At 35.8% G+C, this 14,436-nt stretch carries 12 protein-coding genes; 6 read left to right on the top strand and 6 right to left on the bottom strand.

What is annotated here, in order from left to right:
- The first annotated feature begins 43 nt into the window (after nucleotides 1–43).
- Together ACJJVI_RS04145 and pckA are read left to right on the top strand one after the other, a co-directional pair.
- Nucleotides 44–439, top strand: coding sequence for a DUF423 domain-containing protein (locus ACJJVI_RS04145; protein ID WP_405350560.1), 396 nt, complete (start codon nucleotides 44–46; stop codon nucleotides 437–439).
- A 61-nt stretch (nucleotides 440–500) separates the two neighbouring features.
- Nucleotides 501–2,111 carry a phosphoenolpyruvate carboxykinase (ATP) gene (pckA, locus tag ACJJVI_RS04140; protein ID WP_036583953.1) on the top strand — a complete coding sequence of 537 codons (1,611 nt, stop codon included), beginning with the start codon at nucleotides 501–503 and terminating at the stop codon, nucleotides 2,109–2,111.
- Nucleotides 2,112–2,198: 87 nt separating this feature from the next.
- Here pckA and ACJJVI_RS04135 read toward each other — a convergent pair whose 3' ends face one another.
- Both ACJJVI_RS04135 and ACJJVI_RS04130 read right to left on the bottom strand, forming a co-directional pair.
- Nucleotides 2,199–2,939, bottom strand: a complete 741-nt coding sequence (locus ACJJVI_RS04135; RefSeq protein ID WP_036585301.1) for a uroporphyrinogen-III synthase — start codon at nucleotides 2,937–2,939, stop codon at nucleotides 2,199–2,201.
- Between the two features lie 17 nt (nucleotides 2,940–2,956).
- Nucleotides 2,957–3,610, bottom strand: coding sequence for a DUF4271 domain-containing protein (locus ACJJVI_RS04130; RefSeq protein ID WP_042270955.1), 654 nt, complete (start codon nucleotides 3,608–3,610; stop codon nucleotides 2,957–2,959).
- Nucleotides 3,611–3,684: 74 nt separating this feature from the next.
- On the opposite strand from ACJJVI_RS04130, the gene ACJJVI_RS04125 reads away from it, so the two are divergent.
- From ACJJVI_RS04125 to ACJJVI_RS04115, 3 genes are read left to right on the top strand one after another with little or no spacing between them, the layout of a single operon-like run.
- Nucleotides 3,685–4,413 (top strand): polyprenol monophosphomannose synthase, encoded by a 729-nt coding sequence (locus ACJJVI_RS04125; RefSeq protein ID WP_405350557.1) that lies wholly within the window; start codon nucleotides 3,685–3,687, stop codon nucleotides 4,411–4,413.
- On the top strand, nucleotides 4,410–5,750 hold the full coding sequence (locus tag ACJJVI_RS04120; protein WP_317290273.1) for a dihydroorotase: 1,341 nt from the start codon (nucleotides 4,410–4,412) through the stop codon (nucleotides 5,748–5,750). The genes ACJJVI_RS04125 and ACJJVI_RS04120 overlap by 4 nt, the downstream gene beginning before the upstream one ends.
- Nucleotides 5,747–6,196, top strand: coding sequence for a DUF4296 domain-containing protein (locus tag ACJJVI_RS04115; protein WP_042247240.1), 450 nt, complete (start codon nucleotides 5,747–5,749; stop codon nucleotides 6,194–6,196). The genes ACJJVI_RS04120 and ACJJVI_RS04115 overlap by 4 nt, the downstream gene beginning before the upstream one ends.
- Here the strand turns inward: ACJJVI_RS04115 and ACJJVI_RS04110 are convergent.
- Nucleotides 6,175–7,191, bottom strand: coding sequence for an NAD-dependent epimerase/dehydratase family protein (locus ACJJVI_RS04110; protein ID WP_405350554.1), 1,017 nt, complete (start codon nucleotides 7,189–7,191; stop codon nucleotides 6,175–6,177). The genes ACJJVI_RS04115 and ACJJVI_RS04110 overlap by 22 nt on opposite strands.
- A gap of 67 nt (nucleotides 7,192–7,258) precedes the next feature.
- Between ACJJVI_RS04110 and tyrS the strand changes: the two genes are divergently transcribed.
- Complete coding sequence (tyrS, locus tag ACJJVI_RS04105; RefSeq protein WP_036583968.1) at nucleotides 7,259–8,557, top strand: tyrosine--tRNA ligase; 1,299 nt, start codon at nucleotides 7,259–7,261, stop codon at nucleotides 8,555–8,557.
- A gap of 3 nt (nucleotides 8,558–8,560) precedes the next feature.
- On the opposite strand, the gene ACJJVI_RS04100 is transcribed toward tyrS, so the two are convergent.
- The 3 genes from ACJJVI_RS04100 to ACJJVI_RS04090 all read right to left on the bottom strand — a co-directional run bounded on the left by ACJJVI_RS04100 (nucleotide 8,561) and on the right by ACJJVI_RS04090 (nucleotide 14,258).
- Nucleotides 8,561–9,532: an acyl transferase gene (locus ACJJVI_RS04100; RefSeq protein WP_405350552.1), complete on the bottom strand. Its 972-nt coding sequence runs from the start codon at nucleotides 9,530–9,532 to the stop codon at nucleotides 8,561–8,563.
- An 85-nt stretch (nucleotides 9,533–9,617) separates the two neighbouring features.
- A complete protein-coding gene (locus ACJJVI_RS04095) occupies nucleotides 9,618–11,534 on the bottom strand; it encodes a lamin tail domain-containing protein (protein WP_348022216.1) in 1,917 nt (638 codons plus the stop codon).
- A 123-nt stretch (nucleotides 11,535–11,657) separates the two neighbouring features.
- Nucleotides 11,658–14,258, bottom strand: a complete 2,601-nt coding sequence (locus ACJJVI_RS04090; RefSeq protein WP_405350548.1) for a T9SS-dependent M36 family metallopeptidase — start codon at nucleotides 14,256–14,258, stop codon at nucleotides 11,658–11,660.
- Nucleotides 14,259–14,436: the final 178 nt, after the last annotated feature.

The raw sequence follows: 14,436 nt of genomic DNA, 5'->3' as shown, positions 1-14,436 counted from the left end.
ATTTTGAGGCAATTTAAAAGACTTCTTATAAATAGATATACAAATGGTTAAAAAGTTATTGATTGTAGGTATTATATATGCATTAACAGCTGTTGTTTTAGGAGCTCTAGGAGCGCATGCCCTAGAGAAATATCTAACAATCGACCAGTTGAAAAGTTTTGAAACAGGTGTACGTTATCAAATGTATCATGCCCTAGCACTTATATTATTAGCTTCTATACCGCTTATAAGCGATAAGACTAAAAAAGTTGTTTTTTATTTATTTACCATTGGTGTTATTCTGTTTTCTATTAGTATTTACCTGTTAACAACTACAAACTTGTGGAACATTGATTTTTCTTTTCTCGGGCCAGTAACTCCTATAGGTGGATTGCTACTTATCTCTGGTTGGATTGTGCTTCTGTGGAAAATTATTTCAAATAATTCTGTTAATAGATAGGGAGAGAGATATATGATTTCTATTTTTGCATCCTAAACCTTAGCTAAACAAAAGGATAATCATGGGTTCAAATACCTTAGTTACGAAAACGATTTCGTTAGAAGAATGGGGAATTAAAAATTCCAAAATTAATTATCAACTACCACCAGCAGAGCTGCAAAAGATTAGTGTTGCTAGCTATGATGGTAAAGAAACCGCAAACGGCACACTCGCTGTTAATACCGGTGAATTTACTGGTAGATCGCCGATGGACCGCTTCATTGTTAGAGATGAGGTTACCGAGGACAAAGTCTGGTGGGGTAATATCAATATACCTTTTGAATCGGATAAATTTGATGCATTACTTCATAAAGTGACCTCTTACCTGGATGGTAAAGATGTTTTTGTGAGAGATGCATATGCCTGTGCACATCAAGATTATAGACTTAATATTAGAGTCATTAATGAGTATCCGTGGTCTAACATGTTTGCTTATAATATGTTCTTAAGGCCAGAGAATGAAGAGTTAGAGAATTTCTCTCCGGAATGGACTGTTATAAATGCACCGGGATTTATGGCAGTACCTGATCAAGATGGTACAAGACAGCATAATTTTGCTATTCTTAATTTTTCTAGAAAGATTGCTTTAATAGGTGGAACCGGTTATACTGGCGAAATCAAAAAAGGAATTTTTAGTGCGCTCAACTTTATTTTGCCTGTTTATAAAAACACTTTGCCTATGCACTGTAGCGCAAACGTAGGAAAAGATGGAAGTACAGCCATCTTTTTTGGTTTAAGTGGTACAGGTAAAACAACTCTTTCTACAGATCCAGATAGAGCATTGATTGGTGATGATGAGCATGGCTGGACTTCAAATAACGATGTTTTTAATTTTGAAGGTGGATGTTATGCAAAGGTGATAAATCTGGATGCAGAAGGTGAGCCAGAAATTTACAATGCTATTAAGCCTGGTGCGATTTTAGAAAATGTTATCTTGAACGCTGATAAAACAGTAGATTTTAAGGATACATCTATTACCCAAAATACGAGAGTAAGTTATCCTATCTTCCATATCGACAATATTAAGAAACCTTCTGTAGGAGATAATCCTAAGAATATTTTCTTCTTAACTGCAGATGCTTTTGGAGTATTGCCTCCTATATCTAAATTAACTCCTGGTCAAGCAGCATACCATTTCATTAGTGGTTATACTGCAAAAGTCGCAGGAACAGAAGCTGGTATTACAGAGCCAGTTCCTAGCTTCTCTGCTTGTTTTGGAGCGCCATTTATGCCTCTTCACCCTACTAAGTATGCTGAGATGTTGAGTGCAAAAATGAAAGAAACAGGTGTTAATGTATGGTTAGTAAATACAGGATGGACCGGTGGACCATATGGTGTTGGTTCGCGAATGAAGTTGAAATATACTCGAGCGATGATTACAGCAGCAATGGACGGTAGTCTAGAGGCTGCAAATAAGGACAATTATCACGTGCATTCTGTTTTTGGTGTTGCACAACCACGTACTTGTCCAAATGTGCCTACAGATGTTTTGAGTCCTAGGGCAACATGGAAAAATGATGAAGGTTATTATGAAACCGCATCAAAGTTGACTAATGCATTTAGAGATAACTTCAAACAATTTGAAGATTATGCTTCTTCAGAAATAATGGCAGGAGCACCACTGAAGTATTAATTGTATCAACTTTATTATATAAAAAAAGTCCCTTTATCTAAGGGACTTTTTTGTGTTTAAACATTACGCTTTCGCGAAAGCGTAATGTTATTTATCTTCTTTAATGTAGTTTTCAATAGCCATAGTCATTGAAGGAGACTCAGGTGTAGGAGCTTGTATGTCGATACGTAGTCCCATGTCCTCGGCAGTTTTCATAGTAGTATTTCCAAAAACAGCGATTCGTGTTTTATCCTGAGTGAATTCAGGGAAATTCTTAAACAATGATTCTATTCCACTAGGACTGAAGAATACTAAAATATCGTATTTCACGTCTGCTAGATCAGAAAGATCACTTATTACGGTACGGAAAAAAGTTCCCGAGGTCCACACTACTCCTAAAGCATCCATTTGTTCTGGTACTTCATCTTGAAGCTTGTCAGAACTTGGGATTAAAAACTTTTCGTTTTTATGCTTTTTAATAAGAGGAACTAGTTCTTTGAAGGTACGTTTACCAACATAAATTTTACGCTTGCGGTACACTACATATTTTTGCAAATAATAAGCAACAGCTTCACTTTGGCAGAAGTATTTCAACGAGTCTGGAATTTTATATCTCATTTCTTCGGCAACTCTGAAGAAATGGTCAACACTATTACGGCTAGTTAAAACAATGGCAGTGAACTTGCTAATGTCTATTTTTTGCTCGCGTACTTCTTTAGAAGGAACACCTTCTACATGTATAAACGAACGGAAATCTATCTTAACCTTAGTACGATCTACTAAAGTCTGATAGGGTGAATTTTCCATTTTAGGTTCAGGTTGGGAAACTAAAATTGTCTTCACTTTCATAGGCATTCTTTTCTTTATTAGTAGGCTCTAGACAGCATAATATACTTATATAAAAGTAGATAGGGTGCTGTTTCAAGCGCGCAAAGATACAAAATAAAATAAAAAGAGTGTTGAAGTAGTGACTTTGAATAGGTATAAAGGATTATAAAATTATAAATAACAAACATGAAAATACTTACAATGCTTATCAATCGTACCGCTACTATAGAATCATGAAAGGTGTAATAAATTAATAGATTAACAATAATTAGTAATATACCCAAGACGGCTCTATAAGTATTTCGATGGTATTCGATTAATTCTAATATCTCATCAAACTTCATTAAAGACGCAATCATCATAGAGAAATATCGCTTTGCAAGAATAAATATGGTTAGTCCAGTTAAGAAAAGTAAAAATGTCTTAAAATCTAATAATGATTGAACTTCAGTAAAGGATAGTTTTGTAATCCATAAAGCCAAACCAATAGTGTATACGGTCACTGTAATAATTCTGAGACCATGATTTGGGTTCTCGTTCCTAGAGACTTTAATGTATCGATTACTTATCGCAGCACTTAGTAAGTGATAAAATTCACTTTTGTAAATCCACTTTGCAATTACTAATAGTAACAGACAAAATGCGATAACTATGGTAGCCCAGTTATTTATATATGATTCTCTCAGTTCCATAGGTTGTAAAAATAAGTTCTTTTGTTTTTCGTTAGTACAGCTAGGCTATTTATTTCGTTATTTTTACCAACTCTATGAAGAAATCAATTGTAATAATTCCTACTTATAATGAAAAGGAAAATATATCCATGATAATTGAGTCTGTTTTCTCTCTTTATCAAGATGTACATGTATTAATTGTAGATGATAATTCACCAGATGGTACATCGGCTATTGTAGAGGATTATCAGTCAGGTTTTTCTGATAGACTTTTTTTAGAAAAAAGAGCTGGGAAACAAGGCCTAGGTACTGCTTATATACATGGTTTTAAATGGGCTCTAGTTAGAGATTATGATTACATATTTGAAATGGATGCAGATTTTTCACATAACCCTGCAGATCTATTTAAACTTTACACTGCCTGTGAGCTTGGTGCAGATCTTGCTATAGGAAGTAGATATGTAAAAGGTGTTAATGTGGTCAACTGGCCTATGTCACGTATTTTACTGTCTTATGGAGCTTCAAAATATGTTAGATGGATTACTAGAATGCAAATTCACGATACTACAGCGGGATTTGTATGTTATAAAGCTAGTTTATTAAGAAAATTTAATTTGAATAAGATTAAATTTGTAGGCTACGCATTTCAAATAGAAATGAAGTTTAAAGCGTGGTTACTTAAAGCTCAGATTGTTGAGGTGCCAGTAATTTTTACAGACCGCTCTAGAGGTCATTCTAAGATGAGCGGCGGTATTATAAGTGAAGCCGTTTTTGGGGTTTTAAAAATGAAGATAAGTAGTTTATTAGGGAAACTAGATATATGAGAAAGACGTTAATTAAAAATGCCAAGATTGTTACTGATGGAATCACTAGAAATGGTGATCTTCTTATTGAAGGTGATGTTATAAAAGAGATTTCTGAAAGTATAAGTGCCAAAGATGGTAATACAATTATTATCGATGCAGAAGGTAAATACTTATTACCAGGTGTCATAGATGATCAGGTTCATTTTAGAGAGCCTGGATTGACTCATAAGGGCAATATTGAATCTGAAAGTGCAGCTGCGGTCGCCGGAGGAATTACCACCTACATGGAAATGCCTAATACCTCTCCACAAACGACAACCATTAAAGAATGGGAAAATAAAATGGCTATAGCTGCTAAAGATAGTTATGCCAATTATGCTTTCATGTTTGGTGGGACGAATGATAATCTAGACGAAATTCTTAAGGTAGATGTAACTAAAGTGCCTGCGTTAAAGCTGTTTTTAGGATCGTCTACTGGTAATATGCTGGTTGATGATAAAGAAGTGCTTAAAAAAATATTTTCTAACGTAAAGTTGAGAATAGCACTACATTGTGAAGATGAAGCAACCATCAAAGCTAATTTACAACAGGCTATTGATACCTATGGAGATGATATCCCTATGGAGCAACATCCTATTATAAGAAGTGAAGAAGCTTGTTATCTAAGTAGTTCTGGAGCAGTTGAATTAGCCAAAGAAACGGGTGGTCGGATTCATGTATTCCATCTTTCAACAGGGAAAGAAACAAATCTTTTTAATAATAAAAAGGCTATAAAGGATAAGCAAATCACATCAGAAGTCTGTATACATCATCTGTGGTTTAGTGATGAAGATTATGCTGCAAAAGGTTCATTAATTAAATGGAATCCAGCTGTGAAAACAGCAAAGGACCGTGAAGAAATATGGGAAGCATTACTAGATGATCGTATCGATGTAATTGCCACAGATCATGCGCCTCATACCATTGATGAGAAATCTAATTCTTATTTAAAGTGTCCTAGTGGTGGACCATTAGTGCAACATGCTTTACCGGCTATGATGCAGTTTGTTGCAAAAGAGAAAATATCGATTGAAAAAGTAGTAGAGAAAATGTGCCATAATCCAGCATTGTTGTTTGATATTGCAGATCGTGGTTTTATTAGAGAAGGCTTCAAAGCAGATCTTGTACTTGTTGATCCCAATAATCCATGGACGGTAACTAAAGATAATATACTGGCAAAATGTGGGTGGTCACCTTTTGAAGGTGTTACCTTTAATAGTCGTATCACTCATACGTTTGTAAATGGTCACCTAGCATATCAAAATTTCAAGGTAAATCAGGTGAAAAATGCTCAAGCGCTTACTTTTCAACGATGAGAAAGTTGTTAGCGATTTTAAGTTTATTGATAATAGGTGCTTGCTCAGGAATTAACAAATCACCTAAGCCAGACCCTTTTTTTGATACTGAAAAAATGGCTTCTATAATGACAGATGTTTATTTAATTGAAGGTTCTATGACTTCTAATCGTAAATCCTTTGTCGATTTGGGAATTATACCGGATCAATACGTTTATCAAAAACACGGTATTGACAGTATCTCATTTAAGAACAATTTTAATTATTACGCAGATAGGGTAGAGGATTTTATTGAAGTTTTAGACTTAGTTGATGAAAAATTACTAGTCATTAAAGATAGCGTGACAGCAAGACAGGATAATACGAAAAAAGATGCTCCGCAGATTAATCCAGTCTCTGAAGAAAGGATTAGAAAATTAGATTCAGCAAGAAGTAGTATCATAAGTTATCCTAAAGAATCTAAATAATTGAAACCTACTCGCTGGATGCTTTTATCAATTGGTGTGTAGTTAAAATCTACATGCTCTTTAATCTTTAAGCCATCATACTTACTGTGAGAGGTTAATGATTGAACGGTAGCACGTTCTAGGCCTCTATTAAAACCTATCCAGTGGCCTACCTTCATTGTTGCAGATATGAGAAATAACATCCATTTAGGGATCATGATCTTAGGTGCTTTCTTTTTTAAGCTATGACTTATTTTACTTAAAATTTCTTTATAATGAATCGATGATTGAACGATAATAAAACGTTCATTTACGATATCAGAATTCATAAGTTGTATCATCGCATTGGTAACATCTCTTACGTCTACAAAACCACTAGATCCATCGGTATAAAAAGGTTGTTTCCTATAGGTTTGAGAGAATAATTTTCCAGATCCACTTTCCCAATTTCCTTCACCTATAATAACACCAGGATTAACTATAATAACATTCATCCCTTCTTGAGTTGCACGCCATACTTCCATCTCGCCACCGTATTTTGAAATGGCATAGTTGCTGTTTTTTGCGTCTAGATTAAAAAAGTCTTCTTCATTTATAGCTCGTTGTCCTACTGGTTCGCCCAGCGTTGCTATACTACTTACATAGCATAGTTTCTCTATTTGATGAGCTTGCGCGGTATTGATAACATTAGAAGTTCCTGTTACATTAGCCTTCTTCATTTGCCAGAAAGGAGCGCCATCTACAATAGCTGCGCAGTGATAAACCTGTGTAATGCCATCCATGGCTTCTTCTAGGCTTGGTATTTCTAGAATATCACCTTGTACCCATTCAATCTCGTCAACTAACTGATCTTTGTTAGCACCATAAGAATTAAATATAGCACGTGTTTTATCGATACTCTTAAGATCTCGATATATCGCTCTTGTTGGAGTTCCGCTTTCGCAAAAGCGATATAACAAATGTCCACCTACTAGTCCAGTGCCGCCAGTTACTAAAATCATATGGTAAAAGTACATAAACCGCGCTTTAAATACTCTTAAAAGTGCGGTAAAGCCTATATATTTGCAGCTTAAATATTTTGAGATGGCTTACAATTTTGCAGAAGAACTAAGATGGAGAGGTATGATACATGATATCATGCCAGGAACTGAAGAATTACTTGAAAAAGAAGTTGTTACAGGATATATAGGTTTTGATCCTACTGCAGATTCTTTACATATAGGTAGTATGGTGCAAATCATTTTATTGATGCATTTGCAACGTGCAGGTCATAGACCTATTGCTTTAGTAGGTGGTGCTACAGGTATGATAGGCGATCCATCTGGTAAAAGTGATGAACGCAATTTGTTGACTCAAGATATATTAGATAAAAATATTGCAGGTGTACAGTCTGTATTATCCAGATTTATCGATTTTGAAAAAGGAGATGATGCGACCAAAGCTGTTCTAGTGAATAACTATGACTGGATGAAAAACTTTAGCCTTATAGATTTTGCTAGGGATGTAGGGAAACACATAACTGTTAACTACATGATGGCTAAAGATTCTGTAAAGAAACGTGTTCAAGGTGAAGGCGAAGGAATGAGCTTTACAGAGTTTACTTATCAGCTTTTTCAAGGTTATGACTATGTTCATCTTTATGAAAATATGGGTTGTAAGCTACAAATAGGTGGTAGCGATCAATGGGGAAATATAACAACTGGTACAGAATTAGTGCGTCGTAAATTAGGTGGTAAAGCGTATGCCTTAACGACACCATTAGTTACCAAGGCAGACGGAACTAAATTTGGTAAAACAGAGTCTGGAAATGTTTGGTTGGATACAGATAAAACATCGGTTTATAAATTCTTTCAATTCTGGATTAATGCTACTGATGAAGATGCAATAAATTGGATTAAAATTTTCACATTCTTGGATAAAGAAACTTGTGAGTCTTTAATTGAAGAGCATGCAAAAGATCCTGGCTATAGAGTGTTGCAAAAACGTCTTGCAGAAGAAGTGACAGTTATGGTGCATGGTCGTGAGGCTTATGATACCGCTCTTAAAGCTTCGCAAATACTATTTAGTAAAACGGTAACTCCAGAGCAGTGGAGTGAATTTAATCAAGAAACTTTACTCGATATTTTTGAAGGTGTTCCACAAGCCGAAATTGCTAAAGATGCTTTAAAGGATGGTGTAGATCCTGTAACTCTCATGGCAGACTTAACAAGTTTCTTGCCGTCAAACAGTGAGGTACGTCGTGCTCTTAAAGAAAATAGTCTTTCTATCAATAAGAATAAAATAAACGCGGAGACAGTAATTACCACTGATAATTTAATTGCAGAGAATATGTTGTTGCTTCAACGTGGTAAACGTAATTACTTTTTAGTGTTAGTGAAGTAAAAGTTATTCCACAGCCATCAAATTGCAGCCTCTTATATCAGACTGATCAAACCTTCCTAGAACTTGAAAAGTGCCATCGGATAATACTTTACCTAGATCTTGTGTAGCAATAAAGGAACAGGAATTATAGTTAGCTAGATCTATTATGTTAAGTCCACCAGTTTTTGAGGATTTTAATAAACTCAATGGATCATTAGCGTCTCGAGTAGTCACTTTCATCCACGGTGGCGTGGTAAAATTAATGCCATCGCTAGCATAGGCTTGTGATAATAGCTCTGTCATGCCGTATTCACTTTGTATGCTTGCTTTCGCGAAAGCGGACTTTAAAATATCATGCAGCTCCTGTTTAATGATTTCCTTACGCATGCCTTTCATTCCTCCAGTCTCAATGATGATGGTTTGAGATAATTCTTGAGGGAACTTTTCTGCTAGTTGAAGTAGCGCAAAGGTGACTCCTATAAGAATGACCTTTTGATTATTTTGCTGTAAGGTTTTAAGCACTTGTGCAAGTTCATCTATATTATTAAGATAGAAGCCGCTAGATGGATGTTTACTTTTTTCTATCCAGCGTTGTGCCATATAAACCAAAGAAGATCCACTGCGCTCTAAGTAATGCGGTAGTAAGGCGAGTACAGCATAATCTTCATGATTACCATAAGTGATGTCAAAGCTTTTATCCAAACTTAAATCATATACACCAGTATCAGTGATATGATGTTTAGATGTGGTCATGCCTGTGGTTCCGCTACTGGTAAATGTAATTTCTGACTTAGTAGTATTACTAACAATATGGTGGCTCTTGAAAAACGAAATTGGAAGATATGGGATTTCATCTACCGATTGTGGTGTCGTTCTACCTATTAAAAGACAGTATTTATGATATACAGCGTTGTGATCTAATTGATGTTTAAAGATGGCTAGTGCCAATTCTTCAAAATTAGATGGTGATGTGATATTAAAAACTGACTGAAACAATAGGAAGCGTTTATTGATTTCAAAAGTAAATAAAAAAGCGCCGCAGTAACACTGCGGCGCTTGATTTATAAAAGTTTTGTAATTCTTATTGAACGACTAACTTTCTAGTTTGTGAATTTCCATTTTGAGAAACCTTTACAATGTAAAGACCAGCATTTAATGAAGATACATTGATAGAGTTAGTTACTGCTTTTTGAGAAATAACTTGCTGTCCTAATGCAGAGTAAATAACGACATCTACAGGATTACCATTCTCTACAGAGATATTGATTTCATTACCAGAAACTGGATTAGGGAATAATTTAAAGCTGTTTTTAGTAAACTGCTCATTTGATAATGTAAAGTCGTTTACAGCACCTGGTGTACCTAAGTCACCTGCGCCAAAAGTACTTGTTGCAAGTCCCCAGTTAACACCTAGATCATTGTCTGTCGCATTATACTTTGATACTGCAAGTTCCATACTAGCGCCATTACCGTCAGGGAATGTAGCGCCGTTATCCCAAGATACTTCATCGATTACTGTTCCGCCGCACTGAATCGATAGTTCATCTGATCCATTTCCTAAGAAAGTAGAAGTTCCATCATAAACATAATCAGGTGTAATTCCACCGTTTAATGTTGTGTTTGCATTCGCTACAAAAACAGCATATCCATTTGCAGGAACTATGACAGATGTAACAATCGTAAAGTTTTCTCCAGAATTAGTAAGATCAACTATTTCATAACCTAACATATCGATAGGTGCGCTTGTCGTATTGTAAACCTCAAAATACTCACCTTCATTATCCTGGGACGCATTTGGGTTTTGCATGATCTCTGTTAAAATAATATCACCAGGATTTGCACATGTAACGTTTGCTAAACAAGCTGGGCTTGAAATATTACGAGATAAATTACAAGCGCTATTTGCTGGGTCACCTGTTACTGTAACTGTAAAGTCAACACCTTCAGTAACACCAGTAATCATAATTTGACCAGCTGCAACCGTTGATGGATTGTCTCCAGCAATAGTTCCATTTCCTGCCGTATCTATTGTATAAGTAGAAGTACCACCGCCGGTATAATCGATAGTTACATCATATAAATCTACACCAGATGTTGAAGTCTGACAAGTTTCAGTTATAGTCGCTAATTGTAAATCACATGGGAAAGAAACGTCAAAGCTAGTAGCGTCTGTAGCAAGTACGGTTGCGCCATCTAACATGTCAACTGTTACAGCATAAGCCATACCATCACTTACTGCTAATGCAAAAGGCGATGTAGCATTCGCAGTTGCCGTTCCATTTACAGTTACCGTAAAAGTTCCACCTGCAGGTAAGTTAAGCGCTGTCCATGTAACATCTACACTAGTTGTTCCTCCTTGTAGGCTACTACCATTTCCCGGAGCGGTAATGGTTACAGTAGGGTTAGTGTTAGGAGTTGAAGAGTAAGAGCCTGTTCCAATTATTGATTCAAATGTTGTAGATCCACACTGACCATCTAAAGTATTAGGAGTGCTTGTCACCCAATTTGCTTGATTAAAAGTAGCATCAGGACCTGTACCATCTACTCTTTTTGCATAAGAATCTAAATATTCCCAAGTTTCTCCAGTTCCGTCTACTTGAGTTCCGTAAGTATCAATAACAGTCATTGTAGCGCTTTCAATAATACGTACAGCATCATCTCCATTGTTGTTTGCTGTTCCAGCTGCTTGATAGTCTGCAGCAACAATACCAGGGAATTCGCTATTTAATAAAGCTTCAGTTCCTGAGTATACATAAACGAAAGAATTTGTTCGAGTTCCAAAAGGTGTCAAATCAAATGGAGTACCAAAAGCACCACCATTTGCAGATTTCTCTAATGTAAACTGTGTGAAATCTACAGTTCCATTTGCATAAATTTCGATAAGTTTTGGTGTTCCACCTGTACAAGTACCATCAACTATAGAAGTGATTATAGGTTGTTGTGCGAAAGAAATTGCTGCAACGAAGAACATTGCAACCGTAAAGTAAATTTGTTTCATCTCTGATTGTTTTTTGCAAATATACATTATTCATAATCCTGCAGTCTTGACTTTAAGGGATTTAATGTTAACATAACATCAGATGTAATAAATTAATCAACCATTTAACACAACGGATTTTGTCTATTTTACGACGATTTTCTCTACGTGATTAATGTCCTCTCCAGAAATTGAGATTAAGTATATTCCTGCTTTCAAAGAGCTTAAATCAACTTTTACTATTTCATTAAAGTTTGATGTCTTATTGAAAACAATTCTTCCATTGAAGTCATATATGGTTAGAAGACCATTGTTGACTTGATTCAATGAAGCAATTGAGACTAGTCCGTTAGTAGGGTTAGGGAAGATATTGAAAGAGTTAATGGATTCATTATCATTGCTTAGAGGTGCTGGTGTATCAAATGCTTCAATTTGATCAAATCGGTTGTTGCTGTCTCCTTGTGTAGCGCTAAAACCTAAACCTCTGGCTGCAAAAACTTCCCATATTCTATCACTGTTAACACCGCCATTTGCAATCATGTCTGCCTGTAGAATGGCGTCTCTACCATCTACAAAGCCAGGATTACAAGGCTGTAGTTTCATGCCGTCCATAATTAGTTGCATTGCAATATTGTTTCCGCCAGTTCCATTAAACAGATCAGGATCATATCCATAATCACTTATAAATCTCCAAGATAGGTCCCATAGCATACTAGCCCATATAGAGCCAATCCCATGTGGTGTGGAAAAGTTTGCATTGTTAGTGTCGCCAAATGTTACTGGATTGATATTAAAATCAGTGCTATAAGGGAAATTTCTAATTCCAGGTCCAGTTACAGATTGATTTGTAGCATAGGTTCCTATACCTCTTATATCTGTACCTAAATCTCCTGGTTCTATAGTAATGATAAGACTGAACCAGTCACTCCAGCCTTCACCCATTTGTTCATTATTACTTAAGCAACTAGGGTTTGCAGGACCACCTGTCAATCGTGTTGAAATACCATGCCCATATTCATGTGCTACAATTCCATTATCTAAACTACCATCTTTTCTAAAAAGCCCCGTATTGTTCAAACTAGCGTTGATAGTCGCGCCACCTTGTAATGCTGCAATTAAAGAATTACCATTATTTTGACTAATCATAATTGATGGAATAGTGACTAGATTTCCGTCATTCCCTGGTGCCATCGCGATAGGTGCAGTCGCAACATTATTAACTACAATCACGGCAATAGCTCCTTGATTTTGCGCAGCAAGAACTTTAGTCCCAAATTGGCAATTACCACGACGCATTACTACAATTTTTCCATTTAATGATGGGCCGTTTGTAATAACATCACAAGCATCGCTAGTGTCTGTAGATACACCTCCGGAATTATCGTCTATAACCAAGGCTAAATCTGATACTAAAGGACTATTAGGACTCGGTAAAGTATTGCCGAAAGCTGCTGGCTCACCATCATAACTGCCAGCGAGGTTACTGTTGTTTATCGTTAAAGGGTTTACTCCACCAGTGGTAGGCGCGTTCCATAAAAACATATTCATTCTAGGATTACCACCATCTCCAGGAGTACCAAAGGTTGCGTTATTAAATCCGCTGCCATCCTGAGCATCTGCAACGACAAAGTCTCCTTCTAGACCACCATTACCATAGTTATTAGATTGAAAATTTCCACTGGCTTCATCAAATCCGTACTGGTACCAAATATCATGCATCATGTTATTCATATAGAATAGGTTAACAGTTGATCCATTAATATTATCTCTAGCAGGAACGTCCAGCTGCTGTGGGAAACTAAAGTCCAGTGTAATCCCGCCATCTGGTGATGCACCTATAGTGGATCCATCGCCATCAAAGTCGTCTTGAGCAAATACATTATTTCCTCTTGTAATAGTGAAATCAGGTCCTACAACAGCATTAGTGTCATGCCATCCAAAAGGTGATGCAACTGGATCTGCAGGACTATTTACTATAGATTCATTCCCATGATTAGGACTTTCTAATGGAAGAGCATAAACGTTATATTGAGAATTGTCCATGAAAGTAGTAGCTGTTTGTGTACTAAACGTCTCTGTAAAATAGCTGCTATGACGTGGTTGATGTTGATTTTCTTCATCATGACTGAAGTTACAACTAATTACTAAATCAATTTCCTTAATTAATTCACCAGATATACTGTCAATGTATAATAAATACATGTGTTGATTATCATTAGTTTCTATGTAGACTTGCCAGGTGAGTCTTAATATATTTTCAGTTTTAATAAAAATAGGATTAAGCTTGATCGGTTTTGATGATAAAGAGCTATTTGAGAAATGTAATATGCCGTTTTGATCGGATCCAGTAGCATACGTATTGGTGTTAAAATTTAATTCCATCGAGCTAGCAGCTTGATGAATTGCAGTTATTGGTTCAATAGCGTTATTGGTCGAGTTTATTTTACTAATAATGTTCTTTTCAAATGAAATGGAGCTACTAATCACCTCATTATCTTTAATTAAGAACATAGAAGAGCTATTTGCAATTTCAATCCCTTGATAGTATTGAGATATATAAACGGTCTGAGCATTCAGACTTTTTGAAAAAGAGCTTGTAGTGACTTTTAGTTCGTTAATATCTTGAACTTCAAAAAGATAAGTGCTTTTGTTTTGATTTAAAAATTCTTTTGCTATACTGGTATATTCTTGTGCAGTGGCCTGTAAGCAAGTGATTGTTATAAATAGGGATATTAAAATTCTCATATATAATTGATAATATGCGTAGTATTAAAGTCCCAATATACGTCTTGAATCTCATAATTCTATCACAAGACTTTGTTCATGTAACTGGTTTATGAAATTTCGCTTTCGCGAAAGCGGCTCTCAAAAAAGAGCATAGATTTAATATCGCTTAACTTAAAGCTAACAATCAATTAATTTT

The organism is Nonlabens sp. Asnod3-H03 (assembly GCF_045063665.1).
GTDB lineage: Bacteria > Bacteroidota > Bacteroidia > Flavobacteriales > Flavobacteriaceae > Nonlabens > Nonlabens ulvanivorans.
This window is presented reverse-complemented; position numbering and strand designations above follow the sequence as displayed.

Bases quoted from the DNA above. Each gene is read 5' to 3' on its own strand.
- ACJJVI_RS04145 (WP_405350560.1), top strand. From the start codon at position 44: ATGGTTAAAAAGTTATTGATTGTAGGTATTATATATGCATTAACAGCT.
- pckA (WP_036583953.1), top strand. From the start codon at position 501: ATGGGTTCAAATACCTTAGTTACGAAAACGATTTCGTTAGAAGAATGG.
- ACJJVI_RS04135 (WP_036585301.1), bottom strand. From the start codon at position 2,939: ATGAAAGTGAAGACAATTTTAGTTTCCCAACCTGAACCTAAAATGGAA.
- ACJJVI_RS04130 (WP_042270955.1), bottom strand. From the start codon at position 3,610: ATGGAACTGAGAGAATCATATATAAATAACTGGGCTACCATAGTTATC.
- ACJJVI_RS04125 (WP_405350557.1), top strand. From the start codon at position 3,685: ATGAAGAAATCAATTGTAATAATTCCTACTTATAATGAAAAGGAAAAT.
- ACJJVI_RS04120 (WP_317290273.1), top strand. From the start codon at position 4,410: ATGAGAAAGACGTTAATTAAAAATGCCAAGATTGTTACTGATGGAATC.
- ACJJVI_RS04115 (WP_042247240.1), top strand. From the start codon at position 5,747: ATGAGAAAGTTGTTAGCGATTTTAAGTTTATTGATAATAGGTGCTTGC.
- ACJJVI_RS04110 (WP_405350554.1), bottom strand. From the start codon at position 7,191: ATGTACTTTTACCATATGATTTTAGTAACTGGCGGCACTGGACTAGTA.
- tyrS (WP_036583968.1), top strand. From the start codon at position 7,259: ATGGCTTACAATTTTGCAGAAGAACTAAGATGGAGAGGTATGATACAT.
- ACJJVI_RS04095 (WP_348022216.1), bottom strand. From the start codon at position 11,534: ATGAAACAAATTTACTTTACGGTTGCAATGTTCTTCGTTGCAGCAATT.
- ACJJVI_RS04090 (WP_405350548.1), bottom strand. From the start codon at position 14,258: ATGAGAATTTTAATATCCCTATTTATAACAATCACTTGCTTACAGGCC.